The following is a 19,366-nucleotide window of genomic DNA, read 5'->3' as shown; positions in this document are numbered from 1 at the left end:
GGATTTCCGGGCCTCGGCCGGGACCATGTTGCCCGCCGGGCACACAGCAACGGCCGCCCCGGCCTGCCGCAGGCGGGGCCTGTGGCGGGCCGGGACGGCCGTTCTGGTAGGTGGCGGACGGTGCCGCCGCCTGGGTCCCGCGGGACCCAGGCCGGGGCTTACGCTTCCAGCACCACCGGGATGATCATCGGCTTGCGGCGGAGCTTGCGGTTGACCCAGGTTCCGACGACGCGGCGGACCACCTGCTGCAGCTGGTGCGTGGTGTGGTCGGTGCGGTTGAGCACGGCTTCTTCCAGCGCGGCGTTGATCTTCGGGATGATCTCGTCGAAGACCGAGTCGTCCTCAGCCACGCCGCGGGCGTGGATCTCCGGCCCGGAGACCACCTTGCCGGTGGCGCGGTGGATCACGGTGATGATGGAGATGAACCCTTCGTCGCCGAGGGTCTGGCGGTCCTTCAGGTCAGCTTCCGTGACCTCGCCGACGCTGGAGCCGTCGACGTAGACAAAGCCGACCTCCACCTGGCCCACGATGTCGGCCTGGTGGTCCCGCAGGTCGATGACGGTGCCGTTGTCCGCGAGGAGGATGCTCTCCTCGGGGACGCCGGAGTCCAGGGCGATCTTGCCGTTGGCGATCAGGTGCCGGGTTTCGCCGTGCACCGGCATCGCGTTGAGCGGCTCCAGGATGTTGTAGCAGTACAGCAGCTCGCCGGCCGCTGCGTGGCCGGAGACGTGCACCTTGGCGTTGCCCTTGTGGATGACGTCGGCGCCCAGCTTGAGCAGGCCGTTGATGATGCGGAAGACGGCGTTCTCGTTGCCCGGGATGAGGCTGGAGGCGAGGATGACCGTGTCGCCCTGGCCGACGACGACGCGGTGGTCACCGTTGGCCATGCGGGACAGGGCCGCCATCGGCTCGCCCTGGGAACCGGTGGACATCAGCACCACGCGGTTGTCCGGCAGGTTGTCGATGTTCTTGATGTCCACCAGGATGCCCGGGGGCACGTCGAGGTAGCCGAGCTTCGCGGCGATGGCCATGTTGCGGACCATGGAGCGGCCGACGAAGGCAACCTTGCGGTTGTGGTTGGCGGCGGCGTCGAGGACCTGCTGGACGCGGTGCACGTGCGAGGAGAACGAGGCCACGATCAGGCGCTTGGTGGCCTGGCCGAAGAGCCGGTCCAGGGTGGGCCCGATTTCCTTCTCGGCGGTGGTGAACCCCGGAACGTCGGCGTTCGTGGAGTCCGACATGAAGAGGTCCACGCCTTCTTCGCCGAGCTTGGCGAAGTGGCGGAGGTCGGTGATGCGGCCGTCCAGCGGCAGCTGGTCCATCTTGAAGTCGCCGGTGTGCAGGACGGTGCCGCCGGCGGTGCGCAGGAAGACAGCAAGGGCGTCGGGGATGGAGTGGTTGACGGCCACGAATTCGCACTCGAACGGGCCGAACTTCTTGATCTGGCCTTCGGTGACGGTCTGGGTGATCGGCCGGATCCGGTGCTCCTGCAGCTTCGCCTCGATCAGGGCCAGCGTCAGCTGGGAACCCACCAGGGGGATGTCGGCGCGCAGGCGCAGCAGGTAGGGCACGGCACCGATGTGGTCCTCGTGGCCGTGGGTCAGGACGACGGCGACGATGTCATCGAGGCGGTCCTCGATGTAGGAGAAATCGGGCAGGATCAGGTCAACGCCGGGCTGGGTTTCCTCCGGGAAGAGGACGCCGCAGTCGACGATGAGGAGCTTGCCGCCGATTTCGAAGACGGTCATGTTGCGGCCGATCTCCCCGAGGCCGCCGAGCGGAACGATCCGCAGGGTGTCCTTGAGCAGTTTCGGCGGCGTGACAAGGCCGGGAAGGGCAGTTTGGGTCATAGTGCACTACTTTCCAGGCGGTTGCCGGCCTGGTCTCCACTCATCAGGGTCACTGATTAGGAAAAGACCATTCCGGCTTCCGCCAAGTCCTCGCGGATGGTTTCGATCTCGGCGTCGTCCGGCTCCACGAGGGGCAAGCGGACAACAGAGTTGGGCAGGACTCCCTGCCACTTAAGAACTTGCTTCGCAGCAACAGCACCCTGGATGTGGGTCATCACTGCACGGACCACGGGGTCCAGTTCGAAATGTATGGTGCGGGCGGTGGCGAAGTCGCCCGCAAGTGCGGCGTCGATCATGGCGCGGAACTGCCGCGTGGCGACGTGCGCGGAAACGCTCACGAGTCCGGCGGCGCCGGCTGCCATCCACGGCAGGGTCAGCCCGTCGTCGCCGGAGTAGACGTCAAGGTCGGTGTTGGCAAGGACCCGGGTGACGGCCGCGAAGTCGGCCTTGGCGTCCTTGAGCGCGATGATGTTCCGGTGCTCCGCGAGCCGGATCATGGTCTCGGGTTCGATCGGGACGCAGGAGCGGCCGGGGATGTCATAGACCATCACGGGAAGGTCGGCGGCGTCGGCGACGGCTTCGATGTGGGCCTGGATGCCGCCCTGGCTCGGCTTGTTGTAGTACGGGGTGACGATCAGCTGGCCGTGGGCTCCGGCCTTCTCGGCGCGCTTGGCCATCTCGATGGAGTGCGAGGTGTGGTTGGTGCCCGTTCCGGCGATCACCTTGGCGCGGTCGCCCACCGCTTCGACGATGACGCGGAAGAGCTTCTCTTTTTCGTCGTCCTCCAGCGTGGAGGTCTCCCCCGTGGTGCCGGAAATGACGAGGGCATCGTGGCCGTCGTCGACGAGCTTGTTGGCCAGCTCCGCGTTCTGCTGGTAATCGACCTCACCGTCGGCTGTGAAAGGCGTAACCATGGCGGTTACGAGGGATCCGAACGTGTAAGAGCGAGTGCGAGAGTCAGGCATATGAAAAACGTTACCCTGTCCCCGGCTTGATAAGACAATGAAGGCGAAGTGATGAAGATCAAGCCGTGTCCGGAAAGCCCCCTTCGGACGGTGCCGCGCCGCTGATTATCCCTGCTGATTATCCCTGCTGGGCAGATCCGCCGGCCGGCACATCGCAGTAGCGGCCCACCGCTTCTTCGCGGAGCGCCTCGGCCCACGCCGCGAGCCGCTGGGCGGCCCGCACGTAGTGGAACAGTTCGCCGGGCGTGAGTGCTTCAAGGTCCGTCTCGGCAAGCCGGCGGGCGAGTTCGGCACCGGGCGCCTGCGCCGACAGGGCCGTCCCCTCCCTGCCCCACTGCACATCCTCCGCCGGCTCGCCGGCGACGAGCTGCCGGAACAGGAAGTCCACGACGCCGGGACTCATCGCCTTCAGCACGCCGGGGACCGCCTCCGGCGGGAGTGCGGGTTCTGGTCTGTTGTTCATGGCGCCATCCTATTCGAACATATATTCGAATACAAGGCCTGTGCGGCGCCTGTGAAGTTCCCCTGACCCGCCGTTGACGGAGGACCGCTGCCGGAGGTCGTGAGACGATCGACGAATGACGCCGCGCGGAACAGCATCCCCATCCCGGTCCGCAGCAGCCAAGGCCACCGGGATGCGGCTCGCAGGAATTGATGCCGCCCGCGGCCTGGCCCTCCTGGGCATGATGGCGACGCATGTCTTTCCGACCTTCGAGTCCAATGCCCAGCTCACCCCGACGTGGGTGGGGCTGGTTTTTTCCGGCCGCGCCTCGGCCCTGTTCGCCGTGCTTGCCGGGATCGGCCTGGCGCTGTCCACCGGGAAGCAGCAGCCGCTGGACGGTCCCCGGCTGTGGGCGGCCCGCCGGGGCATCGCCCTCCGCGCCCTGGTGATCGGCGCCGTCGGGCTCACCGTCGGCGGGCTCGAAGTGAACATCGCGATCATCCTGGTCCACTACGCCGTGCTGTTCCTGTGTGTGCTGCCGTTCCTGGGCCTGGACGTCAAGCACCTGCTGGTGCTGGCCGCCGGCTGGGTGCTGGTCAGCCCGGCAATGGCCTTCCTGCTGAGGCCGTGGCTCCTTGCCGCCGAGCCTCCCCTGCAGCTGGGCCACAACCCCGTCTGGGAGGACCTGTCCACCCCTGCCATCCTGCTGGGGGACCTGTTCCTGACCGGCTACTATCCCGTTTTCCAGTGGATGACCTACCTGCTGGTGGGCCTCGCGATCGGCCGGATGGCGCTGACGTCGGCGGCAGTCCCCGTCCTGCTGCTGGCCGTGGGCGCCGCCGTCGCCGTCCTCGCCAAGTGGTTCAGTGTGGTGATGATGGAGGACTGGGGCGGCCGGGCGCAGCTGCAAGCATCCCTCCTGGACCCCTCGTATCCGCTGGAAAGCCTGCTGCAGGTGAACCTCGCCGGGGTGGACCAGACCGGATCGGCCTGGTGGCTGGCATCCAGCGCCCCGCACTCGGGCACCACGCTGGACCTGCTGCACACCTCGGGGGTCGCGGCCGCCGTGGTGGGCTCTTTCCTGATCCTGGGCCGGCTGGTGCAGGGGGCCGGACTGGACCTGCTGCTGCCGCTGCGCGGTGCCGGAGCCATGACCCTGACCTTCTACACGGCCCACTTGTGCGCGATGGCGTCCCTCTCCGGCCAGCCGCTGCCGTCCGGCTGGACGGTGGAGGGGGTCTACTGGGCGCAGGCGGCCGCGATCCTCGCGATCGGCGGCATGTTCGCGGCGCTGGCGTGGCGGGGGCCGCTGGAATGGGTGGCGCATGCCGCCAACCAGCTGGGCCGGTACCAGCCGGCGCGGGTCAGGTAGCTGCGGCCCGGGCTACGGCCCGGGCGGCCCGGACGGCCCCCGGTAGCCAGGGGGCCGTCCGGGGCCCCGGGCAGCCCGCGGGCGCTCAGCCTTGGCGGGATCCCGTGCGGTACAGCCGGATGGCGTCGCGCATGGAGGCACGCGCCCGTTTGCGGTCGCCCGCGGCGTCATAAGCGCAGCTGAGCCGGAACCAGGAACGCCAGTCCTCCGGCGCCGCTTCCGTTTCGGCGCGGTACTTCTCGAATTCGCGGTCCGCGGCTTCGCGGATGATCCGCCCTGCGGGGGTGCGCGGCAGGTTGTCTTCGGGCAGCCCGCCTTCGGCTTCGAGGATGTTGGCCAGCCGTTCGGTCCGGGCACCGAAGAGCAGTTCGCGGACCAGGGCCCAGGCACCGATCACGGGCAGGATCAGGTACGCGGCGCCGATGGCCTTGGCCACCAGGTTGGGGTCCGTCATGAGGAGCACGGCGCGCTGGAAGGACACCACCAGGTAAAAGACCAGCAGGAGCGTGACCGCACCGACCCAGATCTTGGTGCGGTTGGCTTTGAAGGCGGCGAGGACGTTGGCCACGGCGCTCAGAGTCCCAGGTCCAGGTAGCCGTCGAGGCCGACGGTGAGGCCCGGGTGGGCCGCCACGTTGCGCACGCCCAGCAGCACGCCGGGCATGAACGAGGCGCGGTCGAAGGAGTCGTGCCGCAATGTCAGCTGCTCCCCCGGCCCGCCCAGAAGCACTTCCTGGTGCGCCACGAGGCCGCGGAGCCGGACGCTGTGGACGCGGACGCCGTCGACGTCGCAGCCGCGGGCGCCGGAGCGTTCGCTGGTGGTGGCATCGGGGCTGGCGGGAAGGCTGGCAGCAGAGCGCTCGGCGGCAATGAGCTGGGCAGTCCGCACGGCGGTGCCGGACGGGGCGTCCACCTTGTCCGGGTGGTGCAGTTCGACGATTTCCACCGACTCGAAGTAGCGGGAGGCCTTGGCGGCGAACGCTGAGGCGAGGACCGAACCGAGGGCGAAGTTTGGTGCGATCAGGACGCCCGCCTCCGGCTGGCCGGCGAGGAGCTCCTCCAGCCGGGCCAGTTTCTCCGCATCCCAACCGGTGGTACCAACTACGGCATGCATGCCGTGGTCGACGGCGAAGCGGACGTTCGCTTCGGTGCTTTCGGGGACGGTCAGGTCCACCACGATCCGGGCGCCGGCGTCGACAAGCGTCTCCAGCGGATCGTTGCGGCCCAGCGCGGCGACAAGGTTCAGGTCCGCGGCGGCTTCGACGGCCTGGACGGCTTCGGCGCCCATGCGCCCGTTGGCGCCCAGCACGGCGACTGCGAGTTGTTCGGTCATGCCATCAACCCTACCGCCGGGGCAGGGGCGGCCTTGAACCGGCCGCCCCGCGGTACTACTCCCCCGCGCCGACCCATTCCACCGTGCCGTCGGTGAAGAACTGCTCTTTCCAGATCGGCACCTGGGCCTTGATCCGGTCCACGAGTTCCGAGCAGACCGCGAATGCCTGCCCGCGGTGCGCGGCGGAGACGGCGCAGACCAGCGCGGGATCCCCGATCTCCAGCATCCCGATCCGGTGCGCCGCCCAGATCCGCACCGGGTGGCCCGGGGCTCCCCCGGTGGCTTGTCCGATGACTTGTTCAGTGGCTTGTTCGGCGACGAGCTGCGCGACGACGTCGGCCATGACCTGGTGCGCCGTGGGGTGCGCGCTGTAGCTCAGGCGGAGGACCGGCTTGCCGCCGTCGTGGTTACGGACCACGCCGCTGAAGCTCACCACGGCGCCTGCGGTTTCGGATTCGACAGCAGCGACGGCCTGGTCGATGGAGATGGGCTCGGCGCTCAGCACCGCGTGCACCACGTCGAAGGCCGGTGAAGTTTCGGTGTTCGGTTCAGTGGCCATGGCTGCCCTCCAGCTGGTCGCAAAGATGTCCGACGATGGGATCCAGCACGCCGAGGCCGTCCATGACGCCCTTCGGCGAGCCGGGAAGGTTAACAATGAAGGTCTGGCCCGCAGCTCCCGCGTGGCCCCGGCTAAGCATCGCCATCGGCGTCTTGGCGATCCCGGCGCCGCGGATGCCTTCCATGATGCCCGGGATCTCGCGGTCCAGCAGCGGCAGGGTCTGTTCCGGAGTGGCGTCGGTGGGGCTGAGGCCGGTGCCGCCGCTGGTGATGATGACGGCGGGCGCCTGGGTCAGGAGGGCGCGCAGGGCTGCGCCCACCGCGTCGCCGTCGGGGACCACCATGGCGGGGTACGTCTCGAAGCCGTGCTCGGTGAGCCAGTCGATGATGACCGGCCCGGTGAGGTCCTCATAGATTCCGGCCGCGGCCCGGGTGGAGGCGATCACGACGCCGGCCTTCCGCCCGGTGGCTTCGCCGTGCCGGTGTGGTTCGGGCATGCTCATAGTGTCCAGTCCCCGCTCTTGCCGCCGCTTTTGGCCAGCACCTTGATGTCTGTCAGCACCGCGTGCTTGTCCACGGCCTTGATCATGTCGTACACGCTGAGGGCTGCCACGGAGACCGCGGTCAGCGCTTCCATCTCGACGCCGGTGATGCCACGTGTCTTGACGGTGGCGAAGACGGTGACAAAGTCGGTTTCGAGCTCGAAGTCCACGGTGACCTTGGCGATGGGCAGCGGATGGCACAGCGGGATCAGCTCCGGCGTTTTCTTCGCCGCCATAATGCCTGCCACCCGGGCCACGGCAAGGGCATCGCCCTTGGGCAGCTCGCCCGCGCCGAGGAGGGCCAGGACCTCGGCGGTGCTGCGGACCGTGGCGGTGGCAGTGGCCTCACGGGTGGTCTCCGCCTTGTTGGACACGTCCACCATCTGGGCGGAGCCGTCCTGCCGGAGATGGGTCAGGCGCGGGGTTTCCGCCGGGGATGTTTCCGTTGCCGGGGCTTCTTCTTTCACAGCATCCATACTTCCACCTCTGCGCCCTCGGCGAGCGCGTCAATTCCTTCCGGGACCTGGATCAGGGCATTGGAGTGAGCCAGGGCACTGACGAGGTGGGATCCGGCGCCGCCCTCCAGCCGGACGGTGCCGTCCGGCAGGACCGTGCCCCGGCGCACCTGGTGCTTTGCCGGCGGCGATTCCAGGGCGTGGGCCAGGCGTGCCCTGACTGCCGGCCGCGGCGCGGGCGACCCGAACAGGTCGAAGAGGGCGGGCCGGAGGAACATCTCGAAGGAGACGAGGCAGCTCACCGGGTTCCCCGGGAACCCGAGGACCGGTACGCCGTCGAACGTTCCGATGCCCTGCGGGCCGCCGGGCTGCATCGCGACGCCGTAAAAGTCGACGTCGTGGCCCTCCATCGCCTGCCGGACCACCTCGTACGCGCCCTTGCTGACGCCGCCCGTGGTGATGATCAGGTCCGCGTCGGGGGCGTGCCGGCGCAGCAGTGCCGCGAGCTCCCCGGGACGGTCCGTGGCGATCCCGGTCCGGGTGACGTGCAGGCCCGCCTGGCGCATGGAGGACTCCAGCAAGGTGGCGTTGGAGTCGTAGATCTTGCCGGCGCCCAGCGGGGTGCCCGGTTCCACCACCTCGTCGCCGGTGGTGACCAGCACTACCCGCAGCTCGCGGTAGACGGGCACGTCGGTGAATCCCAAGGCGGCCAGGAGCCCCAGCTGCCCAGGTCCCAGGAAGGTGCCGGCGCCGAGGGCGGGCTCGCCGGTGCGGATGTCGCTGCCCGCGTTCCGGACGAAGGTCCCGGCCGGAACGGCGGGCAGCCGCACCGTGGCCGGGACGCCGGGCGCGGGGAACGCGGCGGGAACGGCCTGTTCGATCGGGACCACGGCGTCCGCGCCGGGCGGCATCATGGCGCCGGTCATGATCGGCGCGGCGGTACCGGCGGCCAGTGCGGGCGGCGCGGCCCCGGCTGGGACGGGCGCGACGACGCTCAGCCCGGTGCCGCCGTCGGGCACGTCGGCGCTGCGGATGGCGTAGCCGTCCATCTGGGAATTCGCGAACGGCGGCAGGTCCAGCGGCGCTACGACGTCCGCCGCGAGCCCGCGGCCCAGCGCCGCGAGGAGCGGGAGCCGTTCGATCCGGTCCGGGGTGCGGAGCGGGGCCAGGAGCCGGCGGACCGATTCGCGGTGCGCTTCCACGGTGACGTGCCCTGCCTGGGTGCGGTGCATGCGTTGGTGACCCCTCGTCTTGAGCCTGCGGCGTGGGCAGCCGGTCCGGTGCCCCGGCCCGGTTCCCTGGCCCGGCAGGGCCCGGCCGGTTAGGACTTTACGTCAACTCTAACCGTGTGGAAGCCGGTGGCCCCGCTGGGCGCCACCGGCGCGCGGTCCTCCACCTGGGCGGCGCCGGTGAGGTCCGTGGCGCGGACCTGGACCTCGTACCGGCCGGGGGTGAGCGGCAGTGCCAGCTTCCACTGGTACCAGGTGTCCGTGGAGATCCCGGGGGCCAGCTCCGCCTGCTGCCATGGGCCGCGGTTGACCCTGAGTTCCACCGTGCCGATGCCGGTGTGCTGGGCCCAGGCGACGCCGCCGAAGGTGACGTTGCCGGCGCTGACGGAGCGGCCGTCCCGGGGCACGTCGATGCGGGAGGACGTCTTGATGGGTCCGCGCTCGCTCCACCCGCGGGGCGTCCAGTAGCCGACGTCGTCAGCGAAGCGCGTCACCTTGAGCTCGGTGACCCATTTGGTGGCGGAGACGTAGCCGTAGAGGCCGGGGACGATCAGCCGGGCCGGGAAGCCGTGCTCCAGCGGCAGCGGTTCGCCGTTCATCCCGACGGCAAGGAGTGCGTCCCGGCTGTCCGTCAGCACCTCCAGCGGCGTTCCGGCGGTCCAGCCGTCCGAGCTGCGGGACAACACCATGTCCGCGCAGTCCTTCGGGCCGGCCAGTGCCAGCAGGTCACGGACCGGCCAGCCCAGCCAGCGGGCGTTGCCAATCAGGTCCCCGCCCACCTCATTGGACACGCAGGCAATGGTGATGTGCCGTTCGACCATCGGTTTGGCCAGCAGGGCGGCGAAGTCCAGCGAGACCTCGCGCTCCACCATCCCGGTGACCTTCAGGGTCCACTGGCCCGGGTCCAGCACCGGGACGCGCAGAGCCGTGTCGATCCGGTAGAAGTCCTTGTTGGGGGTCACCAGCGGGCCCATGCCGTCCAGCCGGACCTCGGCCCCGGCCGGGATCGGCGGAGCCGGGGATGCCGGGGCGGGGAGGGCCAGTTTGCTGCGCAGTTCGCTCACGACGGCGGCGGCTCCCCGGAAGGTCGCGGCGAGCACACCGGCGAGCACGCCGGCGGCGGCCGTTCCGCCGAGGACCTGGAAGAAGCGGCGCCGGGACGGGGGCCGCTGGGGTGTGGCGCCTGGTGCCTCCGCGGACATCCCGGCGTCGGCTTGCCAGTCCTCCAGCCGGCGGATCAGCCAGCGCAGCAGCACCATTCCGACGACGGCGGCGAACAGCGGGACGGGCACCGCGTTCGGCGTCAGTTCGCTCCGGCTGAGGACGGCGGCCAGCCCCGCCGCGCCGAACACGGCAATGATGGCCACGCCGGCGAACCGGCGCCGGAATTCGACGATTCCGGACAGGGCCGCCAGCGCGGCAATGACGAGTCCCATGCCGCCAAGGAGCGCGGCTTTGTCCGCCGTGCCGAAGAGCGCCACGGCCCAGTCCTTGACTCCCGGCGGGACCACGTCGATCACGGCGCCCCCGACGGCGGTCACCGGGGACAGCGAGGGGCTCACCAGGCCCGCCGCGAGCTCTCCGAGGGCGAGCCCTGTGCCGACGGCTACGACTCCCGCGGCAGCCGCCCAGGCCGTCGCGTGCCGGTCCGCGCCTCGCGGGGCCGGGGTCCGCGTGCCGGGGCCGGGAAGGGTGTCCGGCCCGGGCGGGGAAGTGTTCACCCCTCCAGCATAGGTTCGAGCCGGAGCCGGGGCACCGTCCTGCGGGAAGGGGCTGGGGGGCACCGCTGGCACCGTCCTGGGGCAAAGGCCGCTGTGCAGCGCAATGAGGGGTCCAACGGGAGTGATGCCGGCGCCGAGGTGGCGTAGCCTGAGCTTATGAGTGTTCAGCTTGGTATGCCCCAGCCCCGCGCGGAGGACGGTTCCGGCGCGGGCACTTCCGCCGCGCAGGTGCCCGGCCGCCCGGCCGGCCTGCCCGCCGGCCTGATGGACCGCTACGGCCGCCGTGCCACCGACATGCGGCTTTCCCTGACGGACAAATGCAATCTGCGCTGTACGTACTGCATGCCGGCCGAGGGCCTGGAGTGGCTATCCAAGCAGGCCGTGATGTCGGCGGAGGAGATCGTCCGGATCGTGCGGATCGGCGTCGACATGCTGGGCGTGCGCGAGCTGCGGCTCACCGGCGGCGAACCGCTGGTCCGGGCCGATCTGATGGACATCATTTCCGCGCTCCGCCACGCGCACCCTGACCTGCCCATCTCCATGACCACCAACGCCGTGGGACTGGATAAAAAAGCCGCCGGGCTCAAAGCCGCCGGACTGTCCCGGATCAACGTCTCCCTCGACTCCCTCCATGAGGAAACGTTCACCCAGCTCACCCGCCGGCCCTTCCTGAACAAGGTCCTCGCCGGCGTCGACGCCGCCTGGGCCGCCGGGCTGGGCCCCGTCAAGCTCAACGCCGTGCTGATGCGCGGCATCAACGACGCCGAGTCCCCCGCCCTCCTGGCGTGGGCGCTGGACCGCGGCTACGAGCTGCGCTTCATCGAGCAGATGCCGCTCGACGCCGACCACGGCTGGACCCGGCGGAACATGATCACCGCCGCGGAAATCCGGGAGCTGCTGTCCGTCGACTACGTGCTCAGCGCCGATCCGCGCGACCGCGACGGCGCCCCGGCGGAACGCTTCGAGGTCCGGGCCCGGGTGCCCGGCACGGCCGAGGCCACCGGGCCGGTCCTCGGCACCGTGGGGATCATCGCGTCCGTGACCGAGCCGTTCTGCTCCGATTGCCGCCGCACCCGCATCACGGCCGAGGGCAAGATCATGAGCTGCCTCTTCTCCCGCGAGGAAATCGACCTGCTGGGGCTGCTCCGCGAGGGCGCCAGCGACGAACAGCTCGCCGAACGCTGGCAGGATGCCATGTGGATCAAACCCAAAGCCCACGGCATGGACCACGTCGGACTGGACGCCCCGGACTTCGTCCAGCCGGACCGCAGCATGAGCGCCATCGGAGGCTGAAGCACCTGTGAACGTACGTTACTTCGCTGCCGCGCGCGCCGCTGCCGGCGTCGACGAGGAGCGCTTTGACCTCGCCGCGGACGCCACCGTGGACGCGCTGCTGGAGGCGATCCTCGCCGTCGAGCGCCCGGAACCCCCGGCCGGGACCCCGCCGCTGGCGCGGCTGCTGTCCCGGAGCAGCTTCCTGCTCAACGAGGTGGCGGTCCGCAACCGTGCGACGGCGCTGAAGCCGGACGACGTCGTCGACGTGCTCCCGCCGTTCGCCGGCGGCTAGGCAGCCCGCCGGCCATCCCCCGCCACGTTTTTGGGATACCGCCCGGCCCCCGCCGCGCGTAGCGTGGAACCATCCCAGAAACCCCGGGACCAGTAGCCGGAAGGAACGACTGGCATGTACACCTTGCAGATAGAACACGCGATCAAGGATTTCGGCATGTGGAAGGCCGCCTTCGACCGTGATCCGGTGAACCGGGCGGCGTCGGGCGTCACCGCGCACCGGATCAGCCGCCCGGTGGATGATCCGAACTACGTGGTGGTCGAACTCGATTTCGAGGGCCGGGACCAGGCGGAAGCGCTGCTTGCGAACCTCCAGGCTAACGTCTGGAACTCCTCCACCGTTGCCCCCGCCCTCGCGGGTGCCCCGAAAACCCGGATTCTGGAATCCGCGCCCTGACGCGCACCCGGCGCCCGGCCGTCATCCTGCGGCCAGCGCCTCCCGCACGGCGTCAGCGACGGCGGCGGCGCCGGCTTCGCCCATGATGATCGTGTAGTGGTTGACGTCCGGCACCTCGCGGACTTCCAAGGCCGGAAGCTTTTCCGCCCAGGCGTCCAGGTAGCCGGGCGCATACAGGCCGGCGGGTTCGTCCAGCAGCCCCCGCGGCGCTCGCAGCACCACGGTCTGCACCGCCAGTTCGTCCAGCGCCTTCAGGAGCGAGGGGCCGCGGCGCAGTTCGGCGGTGTCGTCCGCCATCGCCTGGAACCGGGTGGCGGGCCGGAGCACGGGCTCCTCACCGGTGAGGTCGTAGTCGACGTACTCCTCCACAGCCGGGCTCCAGTCCGCGCTGAAGGCCGGGTGCTGCTTCCAGTACCTGCGGTACGCCTCCCGGCTCGGGAACGTGGCGTTCAGCCGTTCGGCCGCAGGCCCCAGCACGGCAGCAACGATCTGGTCATCGCTCAGTTCCTCCGGCACCTGCAGCGGAAGGCCGCCGTCGACCAGCACCAGGGACCGCACGCGCTCCGGGTATTGGTTGGCGAGCACCACCGACACGAAGGCGCCCATGGAATGGCCCACCACCACCACCGGCCCCGTGCTCAGCGCGGCAAGCACTGCTGAGAGGTCCTCGGCATGGGAAGGCATCCCGTACGGGGCAGGCAGCGCGTTGCTGCGCCCACGGCCCCGCAAGTCCGGTGCGATGATCCGGACGTCCGGAAGGGCCTCTGCCAGTTTGGGCCAGGCCTTGTGGGATGCCGTCACCCCGTGCACCGCGAGGATGGTGGGGGCGGACGCGTCATCCGGTCCCCAGAGGGCAGTGTGCAGGGTCCCGCCACGGACCGGGACCTCGGTGGTGCGGTAGGTGGCGTGGCCGGCTGGCTGTATCTGGGCGGGCTGGTTCACGGGGCGTTCCCTTCCTGGGTCTGGGTGGGGCTGGAATCGCGGCCGACTCCCGGAGCGGGGCCGGGGGCGAGCCCGCGTTCAATGAACTGCATCATCTCCTCAAAGACTTCCTCCGGAACGTCCGGGCGGGCGCCGGGGGCGGGATCCGCGCCCTCTTCATCCCACAACACCCAGCGCATGCCGATCAGCTCGCCGATGCCCATCAGGGCCCAGGCCGCCACGGTGGGATCCATCTCCCGGACCTCGCCGCTGAGCTGCGCGGCTTTAAGGCCCTCAATGTAGCCGTTGACGATCCGGGTGTAGTGCAGCCGCAGCGCGCCGGGCGAGACGAACTCGGCCTGCCGGATGATCCGGTAAAGCGCCGGGTGTTCCGCCGTGAATTTGAAGAAGGCCCGGAACCCGGCGCGTTCGGCCTCCAGCCGGGTCCCGGCGGCCCGGGCGGCGTCCGTCATAGCGTGCCGGACCCGCCGGTTCAGGTCCTCGACGACCTCGTCGAAGATGGCCTGTTTGCTGTCGAAATAGAGGTAGAAGGTGCCGAGCCCGACGCCGGCCGCCTCCGTGATCTTCACAATCGAGGCCTCGTGGTAGCCCACCGAGGCGAACACGGTCTCCGCCGCCTGCAGCAGCTTCGCCCGGGTCCGGGTCCCCCGGGCGGTGCGGGGCACGGCGCTCATGCCGGGCTCCCGTCCGCGGGCACGGCAGCTGCCGTGTGGCCGGGATATCCTGCCCGGGTGCTTCCGTCGAGCTTATCCCGCAGGCGGGAGCGCAGCACCTTGTTCAGCGCCGTGCGCGGCAGCGCTCCGACGGTCTCAATCCGGCGGGGCACCTTGAACCGCGCCAGCTGTGCCCCGCAGTGTTCAAGGAGTTCCTGTTCGTCCGTGGCCATGCCGGGACGGATCACCACGAAGGCGACGCCGGTTTCGCCCCACCGATCGTCAGCCACCCCGACGACGGCGGCCTGCGCCACCGCCGGATGGGCCAGCAGGGCGGCCTCCACCTCAGCCGGAGCGACGTTTTCTCCACCGGAAATGTAGATGTCCTTCAGCCGGTCCACCACTTTGATGTACCCGTCAGCGTCGCGTTCCACCAGGTCCCCGGTGTGCAGCCAGCCCCCGGAGAGGACTGCGGCGGTGGCGGCCGGGTCGCGGAAGTAGCCGGCGAAGACGCCCGGGCCTGCCACCAGCAGTTCCCCGGCCGCGGCGCCGTCGAGGACTTCCCCGGTCACCGGGTCCGCCACGGCGACTTCGACGTGCGGGTACGGTTTGCCTGAGTAGCCGACCATCCGGGCGGCGTCCTCGTTGGCCAGGCAGAGGACGTTGGGTGACGCCTCGGTGAGGCCGTAGCCCTGGCTCAGCGCTACTCCCCTGCGGTGCCAGATCCGCAGCAGCGGTGCCGGCATGGGCGCCCCGCCCACCACGGCGTGGCGGAGGCTCCCCAGCTCCGCGGTGGCGAAATCGGGGTGTTCCGCCAGCATCAGGTACTGGGTGGGGACACCCATGAGCATGGTGACCTTTCGCTCCGCGATCAGCTGCAGCACCCGGCCGGGTTCGAAGCCGCGCTCCAGTACCACGGTGGCGCCGGTCCACCAGGCCAGCAGGGGCTGGATGTTCCAGCCGCCGACGTGGAACTGCGGCAGCACCGCCAGTACGACGTCGGTGCTGCCCAGATCCATCGTCCGGGAGAGCGAAAGATTGGTCCAGAAGCAGTTGGCGTGCGTCAGCACCGCGGCCTTGCTGGCCCCTTCCATGCCGGAGGTGAAGATCATCAGGAGGGGATCGTCGTCGTGCACTTCCCGCCGAAGACCAGGTGTCCCGCCGGGCGGATCGGACATCTGCCGGGTCCGGAGCGGCGGCGGCACGGACTTCTCAATGTCGCCGGGACCCAGCGCGGCGGTCCGCGGCCGGCGCGGCAGGAGGGCACACGCCCCGGCGGCGAGCAAATCCAGCTCATCCTCGACGAGGAGGAGCTGCGGGTCGGCGACCTCCAGCTGACCGGCGAGCTCCTTCGGCGAGAGCCGCCAGGACAGCGGGACCAGGACCAGCCCGGCCTTGGCGCACGCGAAGAACACCACCACGTGGTCCGAGCTGTTGCCTGTCAGGGTGGCCACCCGGTCCCCGTTCACGTAGCCGGCGGCTGTGAAGCCTGCGGCGAGTGCTGCGGCCCGGCGTTCGAGCTCGCCGTAGCTGAGGGTGCAGCCGCGGTCGTCGACGGCGGTCCGGTGCGGCGCGGCGAGGCTGCGGTCGGCGGTCCAGCGGCCCAGCGTGTGCAGACCGTCCGCCCCGTGGAGGCCGGCGGCGGCGCTCATGCCGATTCCTCCAGGATCTCCCGGGAGGCCGCGGTGCTGTGCCGGGTGCCGCTGCGGCGGTTCCGCCGTTCGGCCAGCCGCTGCGCGGCGCCCGTCAGGCCGCCGGGCAGGAACAGCACTACGAGGATAAATAGGGTGCCCAGGATGAACAGGGGCTCAGACAGCGGGATTCGGAGGATGTCCGGGAGCGTGTCGATGGCGTCGGAGTTCGCCAGCGTCGTGAGGCGCTGGTCCAGGATGGTGTAGAAAACCCCGCCGATGACGGCGCCCCAGCGGGAGCCGACGCCGCCCAGGACCACCATCACCAGCAGGGTGATGGTCAGGTCCGCGGAGATGGCCCGCGGCACGGCACCGCTTTGGAGGAGCAGGAACACCATGCCGATGATGCTGACCAGGACGGCCGACACCACAAAGATCAGCAGCTTCACAAGGTACGGCTGCAGGCCCAGGACGCGGACCCGCAGTTCGTTCTCCCGGACCGCGGCGGCCGCATGGCCGGCGCGCGAGGACTGCACCCAAGTAACCACAACAAACACGGCAACCAGCACGGCCAGGGCCAGCCAGTAGAGATTGCGGGTGTTGACCACCCCCACCAGGAAGTCGGGCAGGTTTTCGGTGCGCAGTGACAGGCCCTCGTCTCCGCCCGTGGTGCCGTCGGGGTTGCGTCCCACGATGACCGAACCGGCCTGGGCAAAGGCGAGGGTCACCATGGCGAAGGGGATGCCGCTGACCCGGAGGCTGATGCTGCCCACCACGTGGGCCAGCACGATCACAACGAGCAGGGTCAGGCCCATGGCCGGCAGCAGCGGGATGTCCAGGTTCTGGAGGATGATCGCCAGCCCGTACACGCCGGCGCCGAAGTACAGGGCATGGCCGAAGGAGAGGAGCCCGGCGACGCCCAGCAGCAGGTGGTAGGTCAGGGCCGCGGCGGCCATCAGCATGCACATGGCCAGCAGCTGCAGGGACCCCGGCGTGTACGTCGGTCCGGGCAGTACGCCCGGCAGGGACAGGTTCAACAGCGGCAGCAGGACCAGCAGCACCACACCGGCGAGCCCGGCAGCGGCTCCGAGGATCCTCCGGCGGGTCAGGCGGGGCCCGGCCGGTGGAGCGGAACGGCCGTCACCTGCCGTCTGGCGCAGTCCCGCGGGGCTGCCGGGGGTGCTGGTGCCTTGGCTGGCCCCTGTGCCGGCACTGTTGACGCCGGAGGCATCGGTATCGGTGGTCATGAGGTTCTCCCGAGCAGGCCGGAGGGACGGAACAGCAGCACCAGCGCCAAGGCCAGCACGACGACAAAGTCGCCGGTGCCGCCGAGGTAGAAGTTGGCGAACTGCTGGAGGACCGCAACCGCGACGGCGGCAATGGCCGCGCCGGTCAGCGAGCCCAGCCCGCCGATCACGGTGACGATGAAGGCGAAAATCAGCAGCGAGCCGCCCAGCATGGGCGAGACGTAGCCGAAGTAGTGCGAGGCAAGGACCCCGCCCAGGCCGGCGGCGGCACCGCCGATCGTGAACACGAGCGTGAAAGCTTTCCGGACGTCGATGCCGAGGGCAGTCACCATGGAGCGGTTTTCAACGCCGGCCCGGATAATCATGCCGTAGCGCGTGTTCTTCAGGAAGAACACCATGGCGAGCAGCACCAGGACGGCCGCGATAATGCAGACGAACCGGTCGTTGGGAACCCGGGCCCCGAAGATCTCGGTGGTGTCCTTGAACCAGGCGGGTCCCTGGATGAAAACGGGATCGGTGCCCCAGATGCCGTCGAACAGGGCCACGGCGGCCAGTGACAGGCCCAGTGTGATCAGGAGCTGCTCGATGTGCCGCTGGTACAGCCGGCGAATAAGCACGAATTCAGTGAAGGCCGCGAACGCGGCGCCCGCGGCCGCTCCGACCAGCAGGGAGAGCAGGAAGATCCCCCAGTCGTCGGAGCCGGTGCGGCGGGCGACTTCCCAGCCGGCGAAGGCACCGAGGGTCAGGAAGGCGCCGTGGGCGAAGTTGAGCACGCCCATGAGCCCGTAGATCAGGGACAGCCCGGCGGCCACCAGGAAGTAGAGGGCGCCAAGGCCCAGGCCGGTGAAGAGGAGCAGGACAACGGTACTCACAGGGCGGCGCCTTTCCCGGCTGATTTCTCAGCCAGCGGGTCAGCGGAGACGCCCAGCAGTCGCTGGGTCAGCTCGGCGTCGTCGAGGAATTCCAGGGCGTCGCCGGTGTGGACCACACGGCCCCCGGAGAGAACCACAGCGCCCTCGGCGAGCTGGCGTACGACGTGCAGATTTTGCTCGACCAGAAGGATAGGAACGGTCTTGGCGGCCTCGGCGAGGGTTTCGGCCACCTCGGCGACGATTTTCGGGGCCAGGCCCTTGGTGGGCTCGTCGACGAGCAGGATCTTGTTCGTGTTCAGCAGCGCGCGCGCCAGCGAGACCATCTGCTGCTGGCCGCCGGAGAGGGTGCCGGCCATCTGACCCGACCGGGCCACCAGGTCCGGGAAGAGCTCCTCCACCAGCTGGCGGCGCGGGGCGTCGTCGCGCTCGGCGAGCCGGAGGTTCTCCGCCACGGTGAGCTTGGAGAACACCTCACGGTCTTCCGGCACATACCCAACACCGCTGCGGATGATCTTGTACGTCGACTCTTTCTCGATCCGCACGCCGTCAAGCTCCACGGCTCCGGTGCGGTCGATCAGTCCGATGATGGCTTTGATGGTGCTGGTCTTTCCAACACCGTTGCGGCCCAGCAGTGCGGTAATGCCTGCGGCGGGGACGGTGAAGGAGACGTCCTCCACCACTTGTTGGCCGGCGATATGGGCGTTGAGCCGCTCAATCCGGAGGATGGGACGGGGTTCCGCGGCGGCGGTCATACGGGCTCTCCAAGGTAGGCACTTTGTACGGTGGGATCCGACATCACGGCCTCCGGGCTGTCCAGGGCCAGCAGGCTGCCGTGGTGCATCACAGCCACCCGGTCCACGAGGCCCAGGACCACATCCATGTGGTGCTCCACCATCATCACGGTGCAGCCGCGGTCCCGGTGCATCCCGCGGATGATCGCACTGAGGGACGGGACGTCCCCCGACGCCACCCCGGCCATCGGCTCGTCCAGGAGGACGACGGCGGGATCCGTCGCCAGGAGCACGGCGATCTCCACCTTGCGTTTTTCGCCATGCGAGAGGTCCCCGGCCGCCGTCGTGAGCTGGCCGGTGAGGCCGACCTCGTCGATGGTGCCGCGGGCGATGCGGGTGGCCTCATCGGAGGCTGACGGGAAACGCAGGATGCTGAAACTGCCGCCAAGTTTGGCCTGGGCGGCCAGCCGGACGTTTTCCAGCACGCTGAGCCGGGGAAACAGGTTGGAGGTCTGGAAGGTCCGCCCCAGCCCTGCCTTGGCACGGCGGTGGACCGGCTCCGAGGTGATGTCCCTGCCGTTCAGGGCGATGCTGCCCGCCGTCGGCCGCAGAACACCGGAAATCAGGTTGAACAGGGTGGTCTTGCCGGCCCCGTTGGGGCCGATGACACCGACCATTTCGCCGGCGCCGACCGTGAAGCCCACATCCTGCAGGATACGGGCACCGCCGATCTGCAGGCCGAGGCCGTCCACCGCGAGGGCGGGCAGGGCTGGGGAATTCATGCGGATCCTTTGTGTCTGGCTGGAGTCGTGTCGAGGAGCGCGGCGCTGTGCGGTGGGGCCCGACACAGCGCCGCGTCGG

The 19,366-nt window shown here is 69.7% G+C and carries 21 protein-coding genes; 4 read left to right on the top strand and 17 right to left on the bottom strand.

All coding sequences use genetic code 11. The annotated features are described in order from the left end of the window. Positions 1-158 precede the first annotated feature (158 nt). From AR539_RS08665 to AR539_RS08655, 3 genes are all read right to left on the bottom strand, one after another. Entirely contained in the window at positions 159-1,850 is a 1,692-nt protein-coding gene (locus AR539_RS08665) for a ribonuclease J (RefSeq protein ID WP_066434903.1), read from the bottom strand. A 56-nt stretch (positions 1,851-1,906) separates the two neighbouring features. Continuing rightward, positions 1,907-2,815, bottom strand: coding sequence for a 4-hydroxy-tetrahydrodipicolinate synthase (gene dapA / locus AR539_RS08660; RefSeq protein ID WP_066434900.1), 909 nt, complete (start codon positions 2,813-2,815; stop codon positions 1,907-1,909). A 118-nt stretch (positions 2,816-2,933) separates the two neighbouring features. After that, complete coding sequence (locus tag AR539_RS08655) at positions 2,934-3,278, bottom strand: hypothetical protein (RefSeq protein WP_066434897.1); 345 nt, start codon at positions 3,276-3,278, stop codon at positions 2,934-2,936. 115 nt (positions 3,279-3,393) lie between these two features. On the opposite strand from AR539_RS08655, the gene AR539_RS08650 reads away from it, so the two are divergent. Beyond that, on the top strand, positions 3,394-4,629 hold the full coding sequence (locus AR539_RS08650) for a heparan-alpha-glucosaminide N-acetyltransferase domain-containing protein (protein ID WP_066434895.1): 1,236 nt from the start codon (positions 3,394-3,396) through the stop codon (positions 4,627-4,629). Between the two features lie 85 nt (positions 4,630-4,714). Here the strand turns inward: AR539_RS08650 and AR539_RS08645 are convergent, their stop codons facing one another. The 7 genes from AR539_RS08645 to AR539_RS08615 all read right to left on the bottom strand — a co-directional run bounded on the left by AR539_RS08645 (position 4,715) and on the right by AR539_RS08615 (position 10,466). Further along, positions 4,715-5,197 (bottom strand): hypothetical protein, encoded by a 483-nt coding sequence (locus AR539_RS08645; protein WP_066434893.1) that lies wholly within the window; start codon positions 5,195-5,197, stop codon positions 4,715-4,717. A gap of 5 nt (positions 5,198-5,202) precedes the next feature. Continuing rightward, positions 5,203-5,961 (bottom strand): 4-hydroxy-tetrahydrodipicolinate reductase, encoded by a 759-nt coding sequence (dapB, locus tag AR539_RS08640; protein ID WP_066434887.1) that lies wholly within the window; start codon positions 5,959-5,961, stop codon positions 5,203-5,205. Positions 5,962-6,016: 55 nt separating this feature from the next. After that, positions 6,017-6,520: a molybdenum cofactor biosynthesis protein MoaE gene (locus tag AR539_RS08635; RefSeq protein WP_066434884.1), complete on the bottom strand. Its 504-nt coding sequence runs from the start codon at positions 6,518-6,520 to the stop codon at positions 6,017-6,019. Then, complete coding sequence (locus tag AR539_RS08630) at positions 6,510-7,022, bottom strand: MogA/MoaB family molybdenum cofactor biosynthesis protein (protein WP_066434880.1); 513 nt, start codon at positions 7,020-7,022, stop codon at positions 6,510-6,512. Before AR539_RS08630 ends, AR539_RS08635 begins: the two co-directional genes overlap by 11 nt. Continuing rightward, positions 7,019-7,537, bottom strand: coding sequence for a cyclic pyranopterin monophosphate synthase MoaC (gene moaC / locus AR539_RS08625; RefSeq protein WP_066434877.1), 519 nt, complete (start codon positions 7,535-7,537; stop codon positions 7,019-7,021). The genes AR539_RS08630 and moaC overlap by 4 nt, the downstream gene beginning before the upstream one ends. Continuing rightward, a complete protein-coding gene (locus tag AR539_RS08620) occupies positions 7,525-8,748 on the bottom strand; it encodes a molybdopterin molybdotransferase MoeA (RefSeq protein WP_066434874.1) in 1,224 nt (407 codons plus the stop codon). Before AR539_RS08620 ends, moaC begins: the two co-directional genes overlap by 13 nt. An 89-nt stretch (positions 8,749-8,837) precedes the next feature. Continuing rightward, the gene (locus AR539_RS08615) at positions 8,838-10,466 is read right to left on the bottom strand and encodes a molybdopterin-dependent oxidoreductase (RefSeq protein ID WP_066434872.1); all 1,629 of its coding nucleotides are present in this window, start codon (positions 10,464-10,466) and stop codon (positions 8,838-8,840) included. A gap of 156 nt (positions 10,467-10,622) precedes the next feature. Here AR539_RS08615 and moaA point away from each other — a divergent pair, with 156 nt between their 5' ends. The 3 genes from moaA to AR539_RS08600 all read left to right on the top strand — a co-directional run bounded on the left by moaA (position 10,623) and on the right by AR539_RS08600 (position 12,429). After that, positions 10,623-11,759 (top strand): GTP 3',8-cyclase MoaA, encoded by a 1,137-nt coding sequence (gene moaA / locus AR539_RS08610; RefSeq protein ID WP_197410576.1) that lies wholly within the window; start codon positions 10,623-10,625, stop codon positions 11,757-11,759. Positions 11,760-11,766: 7 nt separating this feature from the next. Next, positions 11,767-12,033 (top strand): MoaD/ThiS family protein, encoded by a 267-nt coding sequence (locus AR539_RS08605; RefSeq protein WP_066434867.1) that lies wholly within the window; start codon positions 11,767-11,769, stop codon positions 12,031-12,033. Between the two features lie 114 nt (positions 12,034-12,147). Then, the gene (locus AR539_RS08600) at positions 12,148-12,429 is read left to right on the top strand and encodes a hypothetical protein (RefSeq protein WP_066434864.1); all 282 of its coding nucleotides are present in this window, start codon (positions 12,148-12,150) and stop codon (positions 12,427-12,429) included. 21 nt (positions 12,430-12,450) lie between these two features. On the opposite strand, the gene AR539_RS08595 is transcribed toward AR539_RS08600, so the two are convergent. From AR539_RS08595 to AR539_RS08565, 7 genes are read right to left on the bottom strand one after another with little or no spacing between them, the layout of a single operon-like run. Continuing rightward, entirely contained in the window at positions 12,451-13,371 is a 921-nt protein-coding gene (locus AR539_RS08595) for an alpha/beta hydrolase (RefSeq protein ID WP_082699254.1), read from the bottom strand. Further along, the gene (locus AR539_RS08590) at positions 13,368-14,045 is read right to left on the bottom strand and encodes a TetR/AcrR family transcriptional regulator (RefSeq protein ID WP_066434861.1); all 678 of its coding nucleotides are present in this window, start codon (positions 14,043-14,045) and stop codon (positions 13,368-13,370) included. Before AR539_RS08590 ends, AR539_RS08595 begins: the two co-directional genes overlap by 4 nt. Continuing rightward, positions 14,042-15,676: an AMP-binding protein gene (locus tag AR539_RS08585; protein ID WP_066434858.1), complete on the bottom strand. Its 1,635-nt coding sequence runs from the start codon at positions 15,674-15,676 to the stop codon at positions 14,042-14,044. Before AR539_RS08585 ends, AR539_RS08590 begins: the two co-directional genes overlap by 4 nt. Further along, entirely contained in the window at positions 15,673-16,902 is a 1,230-nt protein-coding gene (locus AR539_RS08580) for a branched-chain amino acid ABC transporter permease (RefSeq protein ID WP_066434854.1), read from the bottom strand. The genes AR539_RS08585 and AR539_RS08580 overlap by 4 nt, the downstream gene beginning before the upstream one ends. Next, a complete protein-coding gene (locus AR539_RS08575; protein WP_066434847.1) occupies positions 16,899-17,774 on the bottom strand; it encodes a branched-chain amino acid ABC transporter permease in 876 nt (291 codons plus the stop codon). Before AR539_RS08575 ends, AR539_RS08580 begins: the two co-directional genes overlap by 4 nt. Further along, a complete protein-coding gene (locus AR539_RS08570; RefSeq protein ID WP_066434844.1) occupies positions 17,771-18,526 on the bottom strand; it encodes an ABC transporter ATP-binding protein in 756 nt (251 codons plus the stop codon). Before AR539_RS08570 ends, AR539_RS08575 begins: the two co-directional genes overlap by 4 nt. After that, entirely contained in the window at positions 18,523-19,287 is a 765-nt protein-coding gene (locus tag AR539_RS08565) for an ABC transporter ATP-binding protein (RefSeq protein WP_066434840.1), read from the bottom strand. Before AR539_RS08565 ends, AR539_RS08570 begins: the two co-directional genes overlap by 4 nt. Positions 19,288-19,366 lie beyond the last annotated feature (79 nt).

It is taken from the genome of Arthrobacter sp. EPSL27 (assembly GCF_001512305.1).
Classification (GTDB): Bacteria; Actinomycetota; Actinomycetes; order Actinomycetales; family Micrococcaceae; genus Arthrobacter.
Note: the sequence above shows the minus strand (reverse complement) of the source record. Positions and strands in the feature narration are given on the sequence as shown.

Excerpts from the sequence above, each read along its gene's own strand:
- AR539_RS08570 (WP_066434844.1), bottom strand. The coding sequence starts at position 18,526 with ATGACCGCCGCCGCGGAACCCCGTCCCATCCTCCGGATTGAGCGGCTC.
- AR539_RS08665 (WP_066434903.1), bottom strand. The coding sequence starts at position 1,850 with ATGACCCAAACTGCCCTTCCCGGCCTTGTCACGCCGCCGAAACTGCTC.
- AR539_RS08655 (WP_066434897.1), bottom strand. The coding sequence starts at position 3,278 with ATGAACAACAGACCAGAACCCGCACTCCCGCCGGAGGCGGTCCCCGGC.
- moaA (WP_197410576.1), top strand. The coding sequence starts at position 10,623 with ATGAGTGTTCAGCTTGGTATGCCCCAGCCCCGCGCGGAGGACGGTTCC.
- AR539_RS08635 (WP_066434884.1), bottom strand. The coding sequence starts at position 6,520 with ATGGCCACTGAACCGAACACCGAAACTTCACCGGCCTTCGACGTGGTG.
- AR539_RS08620 (WP_066434874.1), bottom strand. The coding sequence starts at position 8,748 with ATGCACCGCACCCAGGCAGGGCACGTCACCGTGGAAGCGCACCGCGAA.
- AR539_RS08565 (WP_066434840.1), bottom strand. The coding sequence starts at position 19,287 with ATGAATTCCCCAGCCCTGCCCGCCCTCGCGGTGGACGGCCTCGGCCTG.
- moaC (WP_066434877.1), bottom strand. The coding sequence starts at position 7,537 with ATGGATGCTGTGAAAGAAGAAGCCCCGGCAACGGAAACATCCCCGGCG.
- AR539_RS08585 (WP_066434858.1), bottom strand. The coding sequence starts at position 15,676 with ATGAGCGCCGCCGCCGGCCTCCACGGGGCGGACGGTCTGCACACGCTG.
- dapB (WP_066434887.1), bottom strand. The coding sequence starts at position 5,961 with ATGACCGAACAACTCGCAGTCGCCGTGCTGGGCGCCAACGGGCGCATG.
- AR539_RS08590 (WP_066434861.1), bottom strand. The coding sequence starts at position 14,045 with ATGAGCGCCGTGCCCCGCACCGCCCGGGGGACCCGGACCCGGGCGAAG.
- AR539_RS08580 (WP_066434854.1), bottom strand. The coding sequence starts at position 16,902 with ATGACCACCGATACCGATGCCTCCGGCGTCAACAGTGCCGGCACAGGG.
- AR539_RS08630 (WP_066434880.1), bottom strand. The coding sequence starts at position 7,022 with ATGAGCATGCCCGAACCACACCGGCACGGCGAAGCCACCGGGCGGAAG.
- AR539_RS08650 (WP_066434895.1), top strand. The coding sequence starts at position 3,394 with ATGACGCCGCGCGGAACAGCATCCCCATCCCGGTCCGCAGCAGCCAAG.
- AR539_RS08600 (WP_066434864.1), top strand. The coding sequence starts at position 12,148 with ATGTACACCTTGCAGATAGAACACGCGATCAAGGATTTCGGCATGTGG.
- dapA (WP_066434900.1), bottom strand. The coding sequence starts at position 2,815 with ATGCCTGACTCTCGCACTCGCTCTTACACGTTCGGATCCCTCGTAACC.